Here is a 17,594-nt window from a genome sequence, read left to right on the forward strand (position 1 = left end):
GCAACGCTTACGCGTTTTATCCGGCCTACAACCTCGTAGGCCGGACACCGCCATCCGACAAACATTCCAATTGTTATTTATCGCTGTCTTTCTGGATCTTCTTGATGATATTGGTCGTTGAGCAGCCATCTTCGAAGTTCAGCACCAGCACTTCACCGCCGTTCGCCCATACCTCTTTGCTACCCGCAATATCTTCTGGCTTATAGTCACCGCCTTTGACCAGCAGATCCGGCAGGATGCCGGCGATCAGACGCTGCGGTGTATCTTCTTCAAAAGAGACCACCCAGTCGACGGATTCCAGCGCGCCCAGCACGATCATGCGCTGTTCCAGCGGGTTGACCGGACGCGTTTCGCCTTTCAGACGTTTGGTCGACGCATCGCTGTTTACCGCCACGATCAGGCGATCGCCCAACTTGCGCGCATTTGCCAGATAGGAAACGTGGCCCGCATGCAGGATGTCGAACACGCCGTTAGTCATCACCACTTTCTCACCGCGCTTGCGGGCGCTGGCAACGGCCTGTTTCAGCTCAGATTCGCTCATCACGCCAAAACCAGTATCAGCCCGACCACGCACCGCGTTTTCCAGTTCAATCGGAGAAACGGTGGAGGTTCCCAGTTTACCAACCACAACACCGGCTGCAGCGTTGGCAAAATAGCACGCCTCTTCCAGTGTGTTACCCGCCGCCAGCGTCGCCGCCAGCACGCCAATTACCGTATCGCCCGCACCGGTCACGTCATACACTTCCTGCGCCTGCGTCGGCATATGCAGTGGCGATTTGCCCGGTTGCAGCAACGTCATCCCCTGTTCTGAACGGGTAATCAGCAGTGCGGAAAGGTCGAAATCAGCAATCAATTTCATGCCGCGCTCAACCAGTTCATCTTCGCTTTTGCATTTACCCACTACCGCTTCAAACTCAGACAGGTTGGGCGTTAGCAGCGTTGCGCCTCGGTAACGTTCAAAATCGGTCCCTTTCGGATCGATAAGTACCGGCACGCCAGCCTTACGCGCCAACGCAATCATCTGCTGCACGCTTGCCAGCGCGCCTTTGGCGTAGTCGGAAAGCACCAGAGCGCCAATAGAACCCAGCGCCTGATTAATACGCTCGTGCAGCGGCTGCGGATCCACGCCTTCAAAACCTTCTTCAAAATCCAGACGAATCAACTGCTGGTTGCGGGAAAGCACGCGCAGTTTGGTGATTGTCGGATGCGTCGGCACGGAAACGAAGTCGCATTTTACGTTCACATCCGCCAACGTTTTGCTCAGCGCACGCGCCGCGTCGTCGATACCGGTCAAACCCACCAGACGGGAATTTGCGCCCAGAGAGGCAATGTTCATCGCCACGTTTGCTGCGCCACCGGGACGTTCTTCGATGGTATCGACCTTCACCACCGGAACCGGCGCTTCAGGTGAAATACGGCTGGTAGGGCCGTACCAGTAGCGATCCAGCATCACATCACCGACAACCATGACTCCTGCACGTTCAAACTCTGGCAGCGTTACTTTCATTCCTGTCTCCTGAGAGATTCTCTGAGGGTCTTAAAATTTGCGCGCGATAATAGCACACTTCACTCGGCAACCAGCCACTTCTGCCAGCTGTCACGCACCAGCGTACGTTCAGCGTCAAAGTGCTCCAGCGCCACATGGCCCGGAAGTTCCTGCAACGCAAGATGGTGAAGTTCATCACGCAACGTCGTATAAGCACGGGTAAGCGCCAGCGCTTCCTGCTCGTCCATAATGTCGTTTTGCGCCAGTAATTCCAGAATGCGCACATTATCTGACCAGCGCGTCAGCTTCGGTTTTTCATGCGCATAGCGCAACACCAGATACTGCGTAATAAACTCAATGTCTGTGATGCCACCTTCATCCGCTTTAATATCAAAACGATCCCGATGCTTATTGCCCAAATGGGCGCGCATTTTCTCACGCATTTCACGCACGTCGGTCTGCAAGGTTTTTCCATCACGGACGAGGGTCATGATATCGCGACGAATCGCATCAAACTGAGAGGTCAACTGCGGGTCGCCATATACCACACGAGCACGCACCAGCGCCTGATGCTCCCATGTCCAGGCTTCGTTGCGCTGGTAATCGTCGAAAGCGTCGGTTGATGTCACCAGCATTCCCGCCGCGCCGGATGGACGCAGCCGCGCATCCACTTCGTACAAAATACCGGACGAGGTGCGGGTGCTGAAAAGGTGCATAATGCGCTGCGACAGACGCAGATAGAACTGTCGCCCGTCAATCTCACGCTCACCGTCCGTCATCACATCCATCGGGCAATCATGCAGGAAGATCAAATCAAGATCCGAACTGTAACCCAGTTCCCAGCCGCCCAGTTTGCCATAGCCGACGACGGCAAAACCGCGCCCCTCACGTTCGCCAAGATGGGTAGGTTGGCCGTAGCGAGCAACCATCTGCGTCCACGCCTGCTGGACTACCGCATCAATAATCGCTTCCGCCAGCCAGGTTAAATGGTCGCTCACCTTCATCACCGGCAGCGTACCGGCGATATCAGCCGCGGCAATACGCAGTAGCTGCGTTTGCTTAAACTGGCGCAGTGCCTCCAGTTGCTGCTCTTCGTCATCTTCCGGCACACGCAGCAAATACTGGCGCAGCTCATCACGGTAGGCGTCCGTCGCGGTAGGTTGATACAGGGTATTCGGATCCAACAGTTCATCGAGCAACAACGGATACCGCGCCAGCTGGCTGGCGACCATCGGCGAGGCCGCACAGAGCGAAATCAAATGCTTCAGCGCCCCGGGGAATTCGCTCAGCAGTTCCAGATAGGTCGTGCGAGTCACAATACCCACCAGCAGCGGTGTAATGCGTGACAGCGGGACTGAGGCGTCGTCACGCGTACAGACATCGCTCAGCAGATGCGGCATTAAATGATCCAGCACCTGTCGTCCGCGTGGGCCAATAGTGCGTTTATCCAGCTCTTTGCGGAAATCAGCAATCAGAGACAGCACGCGCCGCCGATCGTCATCCGCCAGATGCGTCAGCACTGGCGTGGTGTCATCTTCCTGTAAGGCGTCCTGCCACAATTCACGCCACTGTTCAGAGAGCGACTCTTCCTGGGTTTCAGCTTCGTCATCGCCAATCAGCTCGTTGAAGACCCGGCGTACGTTGTCCATATGATTGGTCAGCACATCGGTTAACTGCTGCCAGTCATCAACGTTCATCCCCCACGCTAGCCGCGCGCGATTCAGTTCATCACCCGGCAGCGTCTGGGTCTGCTCATCATTGATACTTTGCAGCAGGTTTTCCAGGCGGCGTAAATAGAGATAGGCTGCGCGCAGTTGTTCCGCGTCGGTATCAGAAAGCAAGTGCAGCGCATTGATGGCGCTAAGCGTCGGTAACAGCGAGCGGGATTGCAGCGATGGCTCGCGCCCACCGCGAATCAGCTGGAATACCTGCACGATAAATTCGATTTCACGAATGCCGCCCGCCCCCAGCTTGATGTTGTCTTTCAGGCCACGACGGCGTACTTCACGCGCAATCATCCCTTTCATGTTACGCAGCGACTGGATCACGCTGAAATCAATATAGCGACGGAAGACAAAAGGCCTCAGCATGGCACGAAGCTCGCTGACGTATGTACCGTCGGCATCGCCCATAATGCGGGCTTTAACCATCGCATAGCGTTCCCAGTCGCGCCCTTGTTCCTGGTAATAATCCTCCAGCGCGGAGAAGCTCAGCACCAGCGGGCCGCTGTCGCCAAATGGGCGTAAACGCATATCCACCCGATAGACAAACCCATCCATTGTGGGCTGATCCAGCACTTTGATAAGCCGCTGGCCCATACGGGTAAAGAACTGCGCGTTATCCAGCTCGCGACGCCCACCCTGTGTGCTGCCGTGTTCCGGCCAGGCAAAAATCAGGTCGATATCGGAGGAAAAATTCAGCTCGCCGCCGCCCAGTTTCCCCATGCCTAAAATCAGCAGCGGCTGCGCCACACCTTCAGGATTACACGGCGTTCCCCATTCGCGACAGCAGGCTGCGTACAACCAGTCGCGCGCGGCAACGATCAACGTTTCAGCCAGATGACTTAGCTGCTGCAAAATACTCTCTTCGGTCACCAGCGACAGCGTCTGTGCCCAGGCGATACGCACCATAATGCGACGACGAAACAGGCGTAACTCACGCATCAGTGTGTTTTCGTCACTAACGTCAGCCAATGCTTGCTGTAACCAGTTGGCATAGTGTTGCCATTCATCCGCCAGGGGTGGAGTGCTTTCCAGCTCAGCCAGCCATTCGGGATGGGCAATAATGCTGTCACGGACAAAATCACTGAATGTAAGTACTGACTTCGCCTGAACGCTAAGCGAGGACTCAGATATTGCTGCTGGCAGCCGCTCAACAACGGTCGGCCAGTACTGCTGTAACGGTGAAGAGAGCTGCTTCATTTACGGGTTATCCTTTGAATGGTGCCGGATGCGTCTTTTCGCCTTATCCGACCTACATGACAGTTACACACATCGCGTAGGCCTGATAAGCGCAGCGCCATCAGGCATCCCGGCCTCGGCCCTGATTATCGTTTTCCGCTGTGCAGCCAGAACGGTTCCAGCGCGATCGCCTCGTTGCGGAAGTGTTCAATTTCAATATATTGGTTGGCCGCAATGGCGCGACGTAAGCCCTGCCAAGTAGCGATCCATTCTGATGCGACATTTTCGTCGTAGTATCCCGCCAGCATCAGCATGCTATCAATGTTGCGCGTCAAACGTGGAAGCTGATCGGCGTACTGATCGCCCAACGGCTGCGCAAAAGCGGTTTTCAGCTCAGCGGCATGGCGTGAAAGATGGGTATCAGAGAAGCGCTTAAAGGAGTCGGCAATTTTGCCCTGCGCCTTCGCATCCAGGAACGGCTGCCATCCTTTGGTCACCAGCCATTCGGTCAGCGCCAGCTTGGCCATTGCCGTTTGCGTACTGTAAACCGCCGAAATAGCAGAAACGTCCGACGCAATGATCGCTTCCGATTGGGTCAGCAAATCACGTAAGTGAGCGCTCGCTTTTCGTGGCACATTACCGCCAAACAACATCAGAATGTGACGCACCAGCCCCATTGCCGCCAGCACCTCGGCTTTCGCCCCTTTAACGCCGCGTACCCACAGCTCTTCGTGGTACTGCCACTGTGATAATGCCAGCTCCAGCGCCGCTTCCAACCCCTGCTCAATGCTTGCCTTCGCCGGAACCTTCAAAATCCGCGTCGGTTTGAGTTCGCGCGGCGCATTCCCCAGGGCCAAATGATAACCGCGCGCGGCTTTGCTCAAACTGCCCTGGCGTAAACCGGTTTGCGAAACCAGCTGGTTTGCCAGTTTCAGTACCGCACGGGTATCGCCGCTTAGCAGTTCAAGTTCAAGCTCACAGATAGGTTCTGCAAACTCGCCCGCTTTCACTTCCCCCACATCGAGGGCCATTTCAATCCGGCTGCCATCAACATCAACCAACCATTTCTCACGGAAAAAATCGGTGCTGAACAACGGCTGCACTTGAGAAGCAAGTTCAGCGGGCAGTTTGCCATCAGGCCAGGCTTCCGTTGGGAACAAGGCGAGATCCAGCTCAGGCGCGTCCAGCGCAACGTTAAATTCCGGTCGCTGATGCAGGCCGCCCGTCACGCGTCCGGCAATTTTCATGGTCATTTCGTAATGACCGTTTTCACCGCGAATACGCAGCCCCATATCGTGACCACGCAACCACGCATCCGGCGTTTCGTAGTAAATATTCAGCAACTGGCTGGGTGCATGATGCTCTCCCCCCAGCGTATTCAGACGTTCACGTAGCGCATCGACAGCGTCACTATTAACGATAAATTTTAATTCGATTTCCTGGGCCATGGTCTTGTACTTATGGGTTATGTCACAGTTGAGAAAACTGACTGCGAACTAAGTTCGTTCTTTATGGTCAGTAGATAGTATTTTGCGCCAAATTGCCATGCAACGAGCAATTTGACGGGCGTAAAAGTTTCGAGTGGTGGCAAAAAGGACACAGATGATTCCGATTGATGTCGAATGCTTTGCGTAGAGACACTGATGCCACTACTATCGTTCCACTTTCTATGACAATAACGACAGCCTGATGCCAAAATTACGCCTGATTGGATTAACTTTACTCGCACTTAGCGCCACTGCAGTCTCTCATGCCGAAGAAAAGCGCTATGTCTCTGACGAACTGAACACCTGGGTCCGCAGCGGTCCGGGAGATAATTATCGCCTCGTGGGTACGGTTAACGCCGGCGAGGAAGTCACGCTATTACAGACCGATGCCAATACTAATTACGCTCAGGTGAAAGACAGCACCGGACGTACCGCCTGGATCCCACTGAAAGAGCTGAACAGTACGCCGAGCCTGCGTACCCGCGTTCCCGACCTGGAAAACCAGGTTAAGATCTTGACCGATAAGCTCAATAATATCGATACCACATGGAATCAGCGTACCGCCGACATGCAGCAAAAGGTAGCGCAGAGCGACAGCGTGATTGACGGGCTGAAACAAGAAAACCAGAAGCTGAAGAACGAACTTATCGTGGCGCAAAAGAAGGTGAGCGCAGCCAACCTTCAGCTTGATGACAAGCAGCGTACTATCATCATGCAATGGTTTATGTATGGCGGCGGCGTGCTGGGTCTTGGTCTGCTGCTCGGTCTGGTTCTGCCACACATGATCCCAAGCCGTAAACGCAAAGATCGCTGGATGAACTGAATCGCCTTCTCCGCCACACTGACATATGATTAAGGGATGTTTTTTTCAAAAGGAAAGTGGCGTGAAGATTTATCTGGTCGGTGGTGCTGTTCGGGATGCGTTATTAGGGCTACCGATTAAAGATAAAGATTGGGTCGTTGTCGGCGCCACGCCGCAAGGAATGCTCGACGCGGGTTACCAACAGGTAGGCCGCGATTTTCCCGTGTTTCTGCATCCGCAAACCCGGGAAGAGTATGCGTTGGCGCGTACTGAACGCAAATCAGGTTCGGGATATACCGGATTCACCTGCTACGCCGCGCCAGATGTGACGCTGGAGGCCGATCTTCAGCGGCGCGACCTGACCATCAACGCAATGGCCCGCGATGACAACGGGGAGATTATCGACCCGTATAACGGACGCGACGATCTGGAAAACCGCCTGCTGCGTCATGTTTCCCCGGCTTTTAGCGAAGATCCACTGCGCGTGCTGCGCGTAGCGCGCTTTGCTGCCCGCTATGCGCACCTTGGCTTTCGTATTGCCGACGAAACCATGACGCTGATGCGCGATATGAACGCCGCTGGCGAGCTGGAACACTTGACGCCAGAGCGCGTGTGGAAAGAAACGGAAAGCGCCTTAACCACCCGCAACCCACAGGTATTTTTTCAGGTCCTGCGCGACTGCGGCGCACTGCACGTTCTGTTTCCTGAAGTGGATGCTCTGTTCGGCGTTCCCGCGCCCGCGCAGTGGCACCCGGAAATTGATACCGGTATTCACACGCTGATGACGCTGTCGATGGCAGCCATGTTAAGCCCGGAGGTCGACGTGCGTTTTGCCACGCTGTGCCACGATCTTGGCAAAGCATTAACGCCTAAAGCGCTATGGCCGCGCCATCATGGCCACGGTCCGGCGGGTGTTAAGCTGGTCGAGCAACTGTGTCAGCGCCTGCGCGTGCCGAATGACATCCGTGATTTAGCCAAACTGGTGGCCGAGTTCCACGACCTGATTCATACCTTCCCGATCCTGCAACCGAAAACCATCGTTAAGCTGTTTGATTCCATCGATGCATGGCGCAAACCGCAGCGCGTGGAGCAAATCGCCCTCACCAGCGAGGCCGACGTGCGTGGGCGAACCGGTTTTGAAGCGGCGGATTACCCACAAGGCAGGCTGTTGCGTGAAGCCTGGCTGGTTGCACAGGCGGTTCCCACGAAAGATGTCGTGGAAGAGGGATTCAAAGGTCAGGCTATTCGCGAGGAACTGACCCGGCGTCGCATTGCGGCGGTGGCCAACTGGAAGGAGAAGCGGTGTCCTAAACCTGCCCATTAAACTGACGTTGCCGGATGGCGGCATAAATGCCTTATCCGGCCTACATATTACGCCCGTAGGCCGGATAAGCGCAGCGCCATCCGGCATTTAGTGGCGATCAGAAAAAAACCACATAGACGGCAGCCGCCACAACAAAGCGGTAAATCGCAAACGGAATGAACGAGATACGCTTAATCAGCTGCAGGAAGGTTTTGATCGCGACCAGCGCCACGATAAACGCCGTCACAAAACCGACTGCAAACATCGGTAAATCTGATGCGCTAAGGAACGACCAGCTCTTGTAGAGATCCAGCGCCGTCGCGCCCATCATCATCGGCACCGCCAGCAGGAATGAAAACTCAGAAGCCGCATAACGGCTCACGCCCATCAGCATGCCGCCAGAAATCGTCGCCCCTGAGCGAGAAAAACCCGGCCACAGCGCCAGACACTGGAAACAGCCAATCATAAACGCCTGGCGATAGGTCATATCATCCAGACCCGGCGCGCGCGGCTCTTTCGGCTTCAGGCATTCTGCGGCAATCAGCAGTACACCACCCACCACCAGCGCATACATCACGTTGATCGGGTTAAACAGCGACTTGATGGTGTCGTGGAACACCAGTCCCAGTACAACCGCCGGAATCATCCCCAACAGGATATGCCCCAGCGTCAGTCGACCTTTGCCAGTACCTTCATGCGGGGCCTTGCCGAAGTGAATGCCGATCAGGCCAAACAAACGTCGCCAGAACATCACCACCACTGCCAGAATAGACCCCAATTGGATCACCACCTCGAATGTTTTTGCGGTATCACCCTCAAAACCCAACAGGTGGCCAACAATAATCATATGGCCGGTACTGGAAACAGGTAAAAATTCCGTCAATCCTTCGACCACACCCAAAATTGCCGCCACCAGCAGCGAGTGCATATCACTCATTAATAAACCCCTAGATAGAGAAAACACGGCAAAAAAGAGCCGACGAAAGGACTCTTTTATACCCGTTTGATTTAGAAATTATTAAATTAATTATTTTCTTTCAGATTATTGCCACGCTCAATGACGACCCCGACGTTTGCCGCACGAGCTACCGCGCCAGGTTTGCTGAGTTTGATCCGCACCCACGGTGAATTAAAGCGGTTAAGTAGCAAATCCGCCACCTCTTCCGCCACACGTTCTACCAGCGCAAAACGCCCACCTTCCACATGATTAACAACCGTTTGAGCAATATCAGCATAGCTCAGGCAATCAGCCACATCATCGCTTTTAGCTGATTTGCGGTTATCCCATGCCATTTCGATATCGAACACCAACCGTTGTTCGATCGTTTGTTCCCAGTCGTAAACACCAATAGTGGTGATTACAGAAAGTTGCTCTATAAATACAATATCCATCACGACCTGCCTGCTTTTTGGCTAACCCGGATACCACTTCCGGCGAAATATGCGTATTATCCACAGAAGTAGCGTTTTACACGACATTTTCAAAACGGAACAGCTTATGAGTGCAATCGCGCCTGGAATGATTATCTTCGCGTACCTCTGTGGCTCAATTTCCAGTGCTATTTTGGTATGCCGCCTTGCTGGATTGCCGGACCCGCGCGACAGCGGCTCTGGGAATCCGGGCGCGACAAACGTGCTGCGCATCGGTGGCAAGGGAGCCGCCGTCGCGGTACTGATTTTCGACGTCCTGAAAGGTATGTTACCCGTCTGGGGTGCCTATGCGCTAGGCGTCAGCCCCTTCTGGCTGGGATTGATCGCAATCGCCGCCTGTCTGGGACACATTTGGCCGGTATTTTTCGGCTTTAAAGGTGGAAAAGGCGTTGCCACCGCCTTTGGCGCAATTGCGCCGATTGGCTGGGACTTAACCGGCGTGATGGCCGGAACCTGGCTACTAACCGTCCTGTTAAGCGGCTATTCGTCGTTAGGCGCTATCGTCAGTGCGCTGATCGCCCCTTTTTACGTCTGGTGGTTCAATCCCCAGTTCACTTTTCCGGTGTCCATGTTGTCGTGCTTAATTCTGCTTCGTCACCATGACAACATTCAACGTCTGTGGCGTCGTCAGGAGCCGAAGATCTGGACCAAGCTAAAGAAAAAACGCGAAAAAGACCCCGAGTGATTTTATTGTCGGATAGCGACGCGTCGGCGTCTTATCCGGCCTCGGGGATGTGATACCCCTCCACCGGTTTGCCTAATCGGTTCTGACACCACGTCGCCAGAAACTCCACGCACACGCGAAGCTTCACGCTGCGATACAGCGGCTCCTGATAAACCGCCCAGATATTAGCGCTCTGCGCATAGTCCGGCAGCACCCGCTCCAGTTCACCGCTGGCCAGAAACGGTTGTACGTCCCATTCAGAACGCAGCATGATCCCTTTTCCCTGTAGCGCCCACTGCAGCACAATCTCACCGCTGTTAGAAGAAAGATGTCCCGCCACCTTAACCGACTTTTTCTCCTGACCGTTATCCAGTTCCCACACCCCGTGAGTCATATCCCGTTCTTTGGTGACCAGACAATCATGCCGAATTAATTCCTGTAACGTCGTCGGCTCACCGTATTTTTGTAAATACGTCGGTGCTGCGCATAATATCCTTTTATTTTTCGTTAACAAATGAGCAATATAATAATCAGGAATTTCATCATTGATACGAATATCCAAATCGATATTATCCTGCGCCAAATCAATTTGCCGATCGTAAAGTTCAAAATGTACCTGTAATTCAGGATAGCTGTGCATCAATTCTGTAATTGCCGGTGCAATATAACTGCGCCCAAAACCAAAGCTACAGCCGATACGAATCATCCCTGCCGGACGCGTTTTGAGTTGCGTAACGTCATCGACCAAATGTTGATAACCTGCGAGGATCGCTTGCGCGTGTTCATAGCAACGTTGGCCACTCTCCGTTAGCGCCACGCCTCGCGCCGAGCGGCTTAGCAACGTAGCCCCTAGCGTGGACTCGAGGATCTGAATGCGCTTCGTCACAAACGCTGGCGTCTGGCCCAGCGTCGCAGCGGCGGCGCTAAAGCTGCCGCTATGAACAATTTCAACCAGCACCTGTAGGTCTTTCGCCAGGGGATACGTATTCAGCATGATCGGTAATCCGTAATGTGATTAACCGCAGTGTAATTCTCCCATACGTATTAAACCCTGCCCTGGCGCAATTTTTATTGCCTTATCTGGACATCATTCACGAACTGTTAATTAGATATTCACAGTGCCAAATAATATAAAACCACATTTTTAGTGGTAGTTTGTGGCGGAGAATTTATTTCCAGACAAATAAAAGAACTGGAGTTAATAAGATGAGCAATCAAAATAACCAACATGCGATAGCTACGCTGACGAACATTGTCGCCGACTTTACCGCCATGATTTCTACCCGCATGCCTGACGATGTTGTGGATAAATTAAAACAGCTGCGTGAAGGCGAAACCTCGCCGATGGGTAAAATCATCTACCACACCATGTTTGACAACATGCAGAAAGCTATCGACCTGAACCGCCCTGCCTGTCAGGACACCGGGGAGATTATGTTCTTCGTGAAGGTCGGTTCCCGTTTTCCGCTACTTGGCGAACTGCAAAGCATTCTGAAGCAGGCTGTTGAAGATGCCACGGTAAAAGCGCCGCTGCGCCATAACGCGGTTGAGATTTTTGACGAAGTGAATACCGGAAAAAATACCGGTACCGGTGTGCCGTGGGTCACCTGGGACATCATCCCTGATAACGATGACGCGGAAATCGAAGTCTACATGGCAGGCGGCGGCTGTACGCTGCCGGGGCGCTCGAAAGTGTTAATGCCTTCTGAAGGCTACGAAGGCGTGGTGAAATTTGTCTTCGAAAATATCTCCACGCTGGCAGTCAACGCTTGTCCGCCAGTGCTGGTGGGCGTAGGTATTGCCACCTCTGTAGAAACCGCTGCCGTGCTTTCTCGTAAAGCGGTGCTGCGCCCAATCGGATCACGCCATCCAAACCCAAAAGCGGCAGAACTGGAACTGCGCCTGGAAGAAGGACTTAACCGTCTGGGCATTGGGCCGCAAGGGTTGACCGGGAATAGCTCAGTGATGGGCGTACATATCGAATCCGCCGCGCGCCACCCGTCGACTATCGGCGTTGCCGTCTCTACCGGCTGCTGGGCGCATCGTCGCGGCACGCTGTTGGTTCATGCCGACCTCTCCTTCGAAAACCTGTCTCACACCCGGAGCGCGTTATGAAAAAGATCCTCACAACCCCGATCAAAGCCGAAGATCTGGCAGACATTCGCGTTGGCGATGTCATTTACCTGACTGGCACGCTGGTGACCTGCCGTGACGTTTGCCACCGTCGCCTGATCGAACTGAAGCGCCCGATTCCTTATGACCTGAACGGCAAAGCCATTTTCCATGCGGGCCCGATCGTCCGTAAAAACGGTGAAAAATGGGAGATGGTCTCCGTCGGTCCAACCACGAGTATGCGTATGGAAGCGTTTGAGAAAGAGTTCATCGAGCAGACGGGCGTCAAGCTGGTGGTCGGCAAAGGCGGCATGGGGCCGCTGACGGAAGAAGGCTGCAAACAGTTTAAAGCACTGCACGTCATCTTTCCGGCTGGCTGCGCGGTCGTGGCGGCTACTCAGGTTGAAGAAATTGAAGAGGTACACTGGACCGAACTCGGCATGCCGGAATCTCTGTGGGTATGCCGGGTAAAAGAGTTCGGCCCGCTGATCGTTTCCATCGATACTCACGGTAATAACCTTATTGCCGAAAACAAAAAGCTGTTCGCTGAACGTCGCGATCCTATCGTCGAAGAAATCTGCGAGCACGTGCACTACATCAAATAACCCTCCCGGAGGGGCATAACGCCTCTCCCTCTTCGCAGGGATACAACAATGGCACCTTTAGCTGGTTGGTGGCGATACCTGGCTCCGCTGGTGGTCATCGCCATTATTGCTGTTCTGCCCGTCCCCACCGGTCTTGAGAGTCACACCTGGCTCTATTTTGCCGTCTTTACCGGTGTGATTGTCGGGCTTATTCTGGAACCTGTACCGGGCGCGGTGGTGGCGATGATTGGCATTTCGATCATCGCTGTCCTTTCACCGTGGCTGCTGTTCAGTCCGGAGCAACTCGCGCAGGACGGTTTTAAATTTACCGCCAAATCACTGTCGTGGGCGGTATCTGGATTCTCAAACTCGGTCATCTGGCTGATCTTCGCGGCCTTTATGTTTGGTACCGGCTATGAGAAAACCGGCCTTGGTCGGCGAATCGCGCTGATGCTGGTGAAAAAGATGGGGCACCGGACGTTATTTCTCGGCTATGCGGTGATGTTCTCCGAACTTATCCTCGCTCCCGTCACGCCTTCCAACTCCGCGCGCGGAGCCGGAATAATCTACCCGATTATCCGCAACCTGCCGCCGCTGTATAACTCGCAGCCCAATAGCGCCAGTTCACGCTCCATTGGCTCGTACATCATGTGGATGGGCATTGTCGCTGACTGCGTTACCAGCGCTATTTTCTTAACGGCGATGGCACCGAATCTGCTGTTGATCGGCCTGATGAAAGGCGCGTCCCACACGGCGCTGAGCTGGGGCGACTGGTTCTTAGGCATGCTGCCGCTGAGCATTTTACTGGTGCTGATCGTGCCGTGGCTGGCGTACCTGCTGTATCCACCGGTACTGAAATCCGGCGATCAGGTTCCACGTTGGGCGGATACAGAGCTAAAAGCGATGGGACCGCTCTGCGCTCGCGAGAAAAAGATGCTGGTACTGATGGTCGGCGCGTTAGTGCTGTGGATCTTCGGCGGCGACTACATTGACGCCGCAATGGTCGGATACAGCGTGGTGGCGTTGATGCTGGTACTACGCATCATTAGCTGGGATGACATCGTCAGCAATAAAGCCGCATGGAACGTCTTTTTCTGGCTGGCCTCGCTGATAACGCTCGCCACCGGGCTCAATAACACCGGTTTTATTACCTGGTTCGGCAAGCTGCTGGCGGGAGGACTGAGCGGCTATTCGCCGATGATGGTGATGGTGGCGCTGATCGTGGTGTTCTATCTGCTGCGCTACTTCTTTGCCAGCGCCACGGCGTATACCTCTGCCCTCGCGCCGATGATGATTGCCGCCGCGCTGGCAATGCCGGAAATCCCGCTACCGGTCTTCTGCCTGATGGTCGGCGCCGCCATTGGCCTGGGCAGCATTCTGACCCCGTACGCCACCGGTCCTAGCCCTATCTACTACGGCAGCGGTTATTTGCCAACGGTGGATTACTGGCGACTCGGCGCTATTTTTGGCCTGATTTTCCTCGTGCTGCTGGTGATCACCGGTCTGATCTGGATGCCCCTCGTTTTACTGTAATCTCCCTTGGGCGGCATATTGTCGCCCCTTAATCCATAAGCTTCTCATATGATCGATTTCCCGATGCGCTGAGGCATACTTTTTTGTATGCAAACACCCTCATGCTGATAGGGGAAACGCTCTGGACACGGTTGCGCACGAGACACTCACACGAGGCTGGCAGGCCGAACTGGAACTGCATTTTTCCTGCACCGGGCACAAAACGGTGCTCCCCTCGGCGCGTCATCATGGTCCATTGACGGTTCAGCGCCCGTTTTACCCGGAAGGGGACGTCTGCCATCTCTATTTGCTGCATCCACCTGCGGGGATCGTTGGCGGGGATGAGCTCCATATTGCCGTCACGCTCGACGAAAACAGCCATGCGTTAATCACCCAGCCCGGCGCGGGCAAGTTTTATCGCAGCCGAGGGCCACAAGCGTTGCTGCGCCAGCATTTTACCCTCGCCTCGCACGCCACGCTGGAGTGGCTGCCGCAGGATACGATCCTCTTTCCCGGCGCCAACGCCGCTATTCAGACCGTCTTTAATCTGACATCCGCAAGCCGCCTGCTGGCCTGGGATCTGCTGTGTCTTGGCCGACCGGGTATGCAGGAAACTTTCAGCCACGGCATGCTGCAAAATCGCCTGGAAGTGTGGCGAGATGGGCTGCCGCTGCTGATAGAACGCTTGATATTGCAGGAGGGGAATCTGAGCGGTGTCGCGCATCATCCTTGGGTCGGCACGTTGCTGTGTTATCCGGCCAACGAACACATGCTGGAGGGCACGCGGGAGCGGCTTATGGCGCTTGGCGATTACGCCGGGGCAACGCTTAACGACTCGCTGCTGACAATCCGTTTTCTTGCTAACGACAACCTGGTTGTTCAGCGCGTTATGCGTGACATCTGGCAATTTTTGCGCCCGCTGCTGACACATAAAACGCCTGTACTACCGAGAATCTGGCAAACCTAAGAGAACCCTTATGGAACTGACCCCCAGAGAAAAAGATAAGTTGTTGCTGTTTACCGCCGCGCTGGTGGCGGAACGTCGCCTGGCCCGCGGGCTGAAGCTGAACTACCCGGAATCGGTGGCGCTGATTAGCGCTTTCATCATGGAAGGGGCGCGCGACGGGCAAACCGTGGCCGCGCTGATGGAGGACGGGCGTCACGTCCTGCGCCGCGATCAGGTGATGGAAGGCGTACCGGAAATGATCCCGGATATTCAGGTTGAAGCCACGTTTCCGGACGGATCGAAGCTGGTCACTGTCCACAACCCGATCGTCTAAGGAGCGGCAATGATCCCAGGTGAATATCAGATCGCAAAAGGCAGTATCGCACTTAATCAGGGGCGAGAGATCTGCACGATCGTGGTGGAAAATCATGGCGACAGGCCCATCCAGGTGGGATCGCACTATCACTTTTTCGAAGTGAACCCGGCGCTGCACTTTGACAGGCTGGCCGCACGCGGCTTTCGTCTGAACATTGCTGCGGGCACAGCGGTGCGTTTTGAGCCAGGACAAAAACGCGAAGTCGAACTGGTGCGCGTTGCTGGCGCACAAAGGATCGTGGGTTTTCGCAGCGAAGTGATGGGCGCGCTGGAGGCAGATAATGAGTGACATTTCCCGGCAGGCGTACGCCGACATGTTTGGCCCAACCACTGGCGATAAAGTGCGCCTGGCGGATACCGACCTGTGGATCGAAGTGGAAAAAGACTTCACCACCTACGGTGAAGAGGTCAAATTCGGCGGCGGAAAAGTGATCCGCGACGGCATGGGCCAGGGGCAAATGCGCGCCGATGCATGTGTGGATCTGGTGATAACCAACGCGCTGATCGTCGATCACTGGGGGATCGTGAAAGCGGATATTGGTATCAAAGCCGGCAGGATCTTCGCCATCGGAAAGGCAGGTAATCCCGATATTCAGCCCAACGTTACGATCCCGATAGGCGTGGGAACTGAAGTCATCGCCGGGGAAGGCAAGATCGTCACCGCAGGCGGCGTGGATACGCATATTCACTGGATCTGCCCACAGCAGGCGCAAGAGGCGCTGGTTTCCGGCGTGACGACGATGATCGGCGGCGGCACCGGTCCGGCCGCGGGCACTCACGCCACCACCTGTACGCCGGGTCCGTGGTACATCGCACGCATGCTGCAGGCGGCAGACACGTTACCAGTTAACATCGGTTTACTGGGCAAAGGTAACGGCTCAAATCCTGACGCCTTGCGCGAGCAAATCACCGCGGGCGCAATTGGCCTGAAAATCCATGAAGACTGGGGTGCCACGCCCGCCGCTATTGACTGCGCACTGACCGTGGCCGACGAAATGGACATCCAGGTCGCGCTGCACAGTGACACGCTCAATGAGTCCGGTTTCGTGGAAGATACGCTGGCGGCGATTGGCGATCGCACCATTCATACTTTTCACACCGAAGGCGCGGGCGGCGGTCATGCGCCGGATATCATCACCGCCTGCGCGCATCCGAATATCCTGCCCTCCTCTACGAACCCGACGCTGCCCTATACCATCAACACCATCGACGAGCATCTCGACATGCTGATGGTTTGCCACCATCTCGATCCAGATATCGCCGAAGACGTAGCCTTTGCCGAATCACGCATTCGCCGGGAAACGATCGCTGCCGAAGATGTGCTGCATGACATTGGCGCCTTTTCCCTGACCTCGTCCGATTCACAGGCAATGGGGCGCGTGGGCGAAGTGATCCTGCGCACCTGGCAGGTGGCACACCGTATGAAGGCGCAGCGTGGACCTTTGGCAGAAGAAACCGGCGACAACGACAACCTGCGCGTTAAACGCTACGTCGCCAAATACACCATCAATCCGGCGCTAACCCACGGTATCGCCCATGAAGTCGGCTCCGTTGAACCTGGCAAACTGGCCGATCTGGTGTTGTGGTCACCGGCATTCTTTGGCGTAAAACCGGCGACGATCGTTAAAGGCGGGATGATCGTCTGTGCGCCGATGGGCGACATCAATGCCTCGATTCCCACCCCACAGCCGGTGCATTACCGCATGATGTTCGGCGCACTTGGCGCAGCGCGGCATCACACCCGGCTGACCTTTATTTCGCAGGCCGCTGATGCGCAAAACATCGCGCAGCAGCTCAACCTGCAAAGCGCCATCGCCGTCGTTAAAGGCTGCAGAACAGTGAAAAAGGCCAACATGATCCACAACGACCTGCAACCCAATATCACCGTCGATGCCCAGACCTACGAGGTGCGTATTGATGGCGAACTGATTACCAGCGAACCGGCAAACGTTTTGCCGATGGCACAACGCTATTTTCTGTTTTGAGGAGTGA

16 protein-coding genes are annotated in these 17,594 nt (G+C 55.0%); 10 read left to right on the plus strand and 6 right to left on the minus strand.

What is annotated here, in order from left to right:
• Positions 1-73 precede the first annotated feature (73 nt).
• The 3 genes from hldE to OGV89_RS12765 form a co-directional block, all read right to left on the minus strand.
• Entirely contained in the window at positions 74-1,507 is a 1,434-nt protein-coding gene (gene hldE / locus OGV89_RS12755) for a bifunctional D-glycero-beta-D-manno-heptose-7-phosphate kinase/D-glycero-beta-D-manno-heptose 1-phosphate adenylyltransferase HldE (RefSeq protein ID WP_003838125.1), read from the minus strand.
• A gap of 59 nt (positions 1,508-1,566) precedes the next feature.
• A complete protein-coding gene (gene glnE, locus OGV89_RS12760; RefSeq protein ID WP_003846303.1) occupies positions 1,567-4,407 on the minus strand; it encodes a bifunctional [glutamate--ammonia ligase]-adenylyl-L-tyrosine phosphorylase/[glutamate--ammonia-ligase] adenylyltransferase in 2,841 nt (946 codons plus the stop codon).
• A gap of 125 nt (positions 4,408-4,532) precedes the next feature.
• Complete coding sequence (locus tag OGV89_RS12765) at positions 4,533-5,834, minus strand: CYTH domain-containing protein (protein WP_003838121.1); 1,302 nt, start codon at positions 5,832-5,834, stop codon at positions 4,533-4,535.
• Positions 5,835-6,075: 241 nt separating this feature from the next.
• Here OGV89_RS12765 and OGV89_RS12770 point away from each other — a divergent pair, with 241 nt between their 5' ends.
• Positions 6,076-6,696: a TIGR04211 family SH3 domain-containing protein gene (locus OGV89_RS12770; RefSeq protein ID WP_003024650.1), complete on the plus strand. Its 621-nt coding sequence runs from the start codon at positions 6,076-6,078 to the stop codon at positions 6,694-6,696.
• Between the two features lie 61 nt (positions 6,697-6,757).
• Positions 6,758-7,999, plus strand: a complete 1,242-nt coding sequence (locus tag OGV89_RS12775; RefSeq protein WP_196614953.1) for a multifunctional CCA addition/repair protein — start codon at positions 6,758-6,760, stop codon at positions 7,997-7,999.
• Positions 8,000-8,096: 97 nt separating this feature from the next.
• On the opposite strand, the gene bacA is transcribed toward OGV89_RS12775, so the two are convergent.
• Positions 8,097-8,915: an undecaprenyl-diphosphate phosphatase gene (gene bacA, locus OGV89_RS12780; protein WP_003838118.1), complete on the minus strand. Its 819-nt coding sequence runs from the start codon at positions 8,913-8,915 to the stop codon at positions 8,097-8,099.
• A gap of 86 nt (positions 8,916-9,001) precedes the next feature.
• Entirely contained in the window at positions 9,002-9,370 is a 369-nt protein-coding gene (gene folB, locus OGV89_RS12785) for a bifunctional dihydroneopterin aldolase/7,8-dihydroneopterin epimerase (protein WP_003838117.1), read from the minus strand.
• Between the two features lie 106 nt (positions 9,371-9,476).
• Here folB and plsY point away from each other — a divergent pair, with 106 nt between their 5' ends.
• Positions 9,477-10,094: a glycerol-3-phosphate 1-O-acyltransferase PlsY gene (plsY, locus tag OGV89_RS12790; RefSeq protein ID WP_003024662.1), complete on the plus strand. Its 618-nt coding sequence runs from the start codon at positions 9,477-9,479 to the stop codon at positions 10,092-10,094.
• A gap of 31 nt (positions 10,095-10,125) precedes the next feature.
• Here plsY and ttdR read toward each other — a convergent pair whose 3' ends face one another.
• Positions 10,126-11,067 carry an L-tartrate utilization transcriptional activator TtdR gene (ttdR, locus tag OGV89_RS12795; RefSeq protein ID WP_016150994.1) on the minus strand — a complete coding sequence of 314 codons (942 nt, stop codon included), beginning with the start codon at positions 11,065-11,067 and terminating at the stop codon, positions 10,126-10,128.
• Positions 11,068-11,279: 212 nt separating this feature from the next.
• Between ttdR and ttdA the strand changes: the two genes are divergently transcribed.
• From ttdA to ureC, 7 genes are all read left to right on the plus strand, one after another.
• A complete protein-coding gene (gene ttdA, locus OGV89_RS12800) occupies positions 11,280-12,188 on the plus strand; it encodes a L(+)-tartrate dehydratase subunit alpha (RefSeq protein ID WP_003846290.1) in 909 nt (302 codons plus the stop codon).
• Complete coding sequence (gene ttdB, locus OGV89_RS12805) at positions 12,185-12,790, plus strand: L(+)-tartrate dehydratase subunit beta (protein WP_115454410.1); 606 nt, start codon at positions 12,185-12,187, stop codon at positions 12,788-12,790. The genes ttdA and ttdB overlap by 4 nt, the downstream gene beginning before the upstream one ends.
• A gap of 48 nt (positions 12,791-12,838) precedes the next feature.
• The gene (locus tag OGV89_RS12810) at positions 12,839-14,302 is read left to right on the plus strand and encodes an anion permease (RefSeq protein ID WP_032937357.1); all 1,464 of its coding nucleotides are present in this window, start codon (positions 12,839-12,841) and stop codon (positions 14,300-14,302) included.
• Between the two features lie 121 nt (positions 14,303-14,423).
• On the plus strand, positions 14,424-15,248 hold the full coding sequence (locus OGV89_RS12815) for an urease accessory protein UreD (RefSeq protein WP_286558853.1): 825 nt from the start codon (positions 14,424-14,426) through the stop codon (positions 15,246-15,248).
• A 10-nt stretch (positions 15,249-15,258) separates the two neighbouring features.
• Positions 15,259-15,561 carry an urease subunit gamma gene (locus tag OGV89_RS12820; RefSeq protein ID WP_003024678.1) on the plus strand — a complete coding sequence of 101 codons (303 nt, stop codon included), beginning with the start codon at positions 15,259-15,261 and terminating at the stop codon, positions 15,559-15,561.
• A gap of 9 nt (positions 15,562-15,570) precedes the next feature.
• Positions 15,571-15,891 carry an urease subunit beta gene (locus OGV89_RS12825; protein WP_003024680.1) on the plus strand — a complete coding sequence of 107 codons (321 nt, stop codon included), beginning with the start codon at positions 15,571-15,573 and terminating at the stop codon, positions 15,889-15,891.
• Entirely contained in the window at positions 15,884-17,587 is a 1,704-nt protein-coding gene (gene ureC, locus OGV89_RS12830; RefSeq protein ID WP_016151000.1) for an urease subunit alpha, read from the plus strand. Before OGV89_RS12825 ends, ureC begins: the two co-directional genes overlap by 8 nt.
• The last annotated feature ends 7 nt before the right edge of the window (positions 17,588-17,594 follow it).

Source organism: Citrobacter sp. Cf125, assembly GCF_030333935.1.
GTDB lineage: Bacteria > Pseudomonadota > Gammaproteobacteria > Enterobacterales > Enterobacteriaceae > Citrobacter > Citrobacter freundii.

Excerpts from the sequence above, each read along its gene's own strand:
- ttdB (WP_115454410.1), top strand. The coding sequence starts at position 12,185 with ATGAAAAAGATCCTCACAACCCCGATCAAAGCCGAAGATCTGGCAGAC.
- hldE (WP_003838125.1), bottom strand. The coding sequence starts at position 1,507 with ATGAAAGTAACGCTGCCAGAGTTTGAACGTGCAGGAGTCATGGTTGTC.
- bacA (WP_003838118.1), bottom strand. The coding sequence starts at position 8,915 with ATGAGTGATATGCACTCGCTGCTGGTGGCGGCAATTTTGGGTGTGGTC.
- OGV89_RS12770 (WP_003024650.1), top strand. The coding sequence starts at position 6,076 with ATGCCAAAATTACGCCTGATTGGATTAACTTTACTCGCACTTAGCGCC.
- folB (WP_003838117.1), bottom strand. The coding sequence starts at position 9,370 with ATGGATATTGTATTTATAGAGCAACTTTCTGTAATCACCACTATTGGT.
- OGV89_RS12765 (WP_003838121.1), bottom strand. The coding sequence starts at position 5,834 with ATGGCCCAGGAAATCGAATTAAAATTTATCGTTAATAGTGACGCTGTC.
- plsY (WP_003024662.1), top strand. The coding sequence starts at position 9,477 with ATGAGTGCAATCGCGCCTGGAATGATTATCTTCGCGTACCTCTGTGGC.
- OGV89_RS12825 (WP_003024680.1), top strand. The coding sequence starts at position 15,571 with ATGATCCCAGGTGAATATCAGATCGCAAAAGGCAGTATCGCACTTAAT.
- ttdA (WP_003846290.1), top strand. The coding sequence starts at position 11,280 with ATGAGCAATCAAAATAACCAACATGCGATAGCTACGCTGACGAACATT.
- glnE (WP_003846303.1), bottom strand. The coding sequence starts at position 4,407 with ATGAAGCAGCTCTCTTCACCGTTACAGCAGTACTGGCCGACCGTTGTT.
- ttdR (WP_016150994.1), bottom strand. The coding sequence starts at position 11,067 with ATGCTGAATACGTATCCCCTGGCGAAAGACCTACAGGTGCTGGTTGAA.
- OGV89_RS12810 (WP_032937357.1), top strand. The coding sequence starts at position 12,839 with ATGGCACCTTTAGCTGGTTGGTGGCGATACCTGGCTCCGCTGGTGGTC.
- ureC (WP_016151000.1), top strand. The coding sequence starts at position 15,884 with ATGAGTGACATTTCCCGGCAGGCGTACGCCGACATGTTTGGCCCAACC.
- OGV89_RS12820 (WP_003024678.1), top strand. The coding sequence starts at position 15,259 with ATGGAACTGACCCCCAGAGAAAAAGATAAGTTGTTGCTGTTTACCGCC.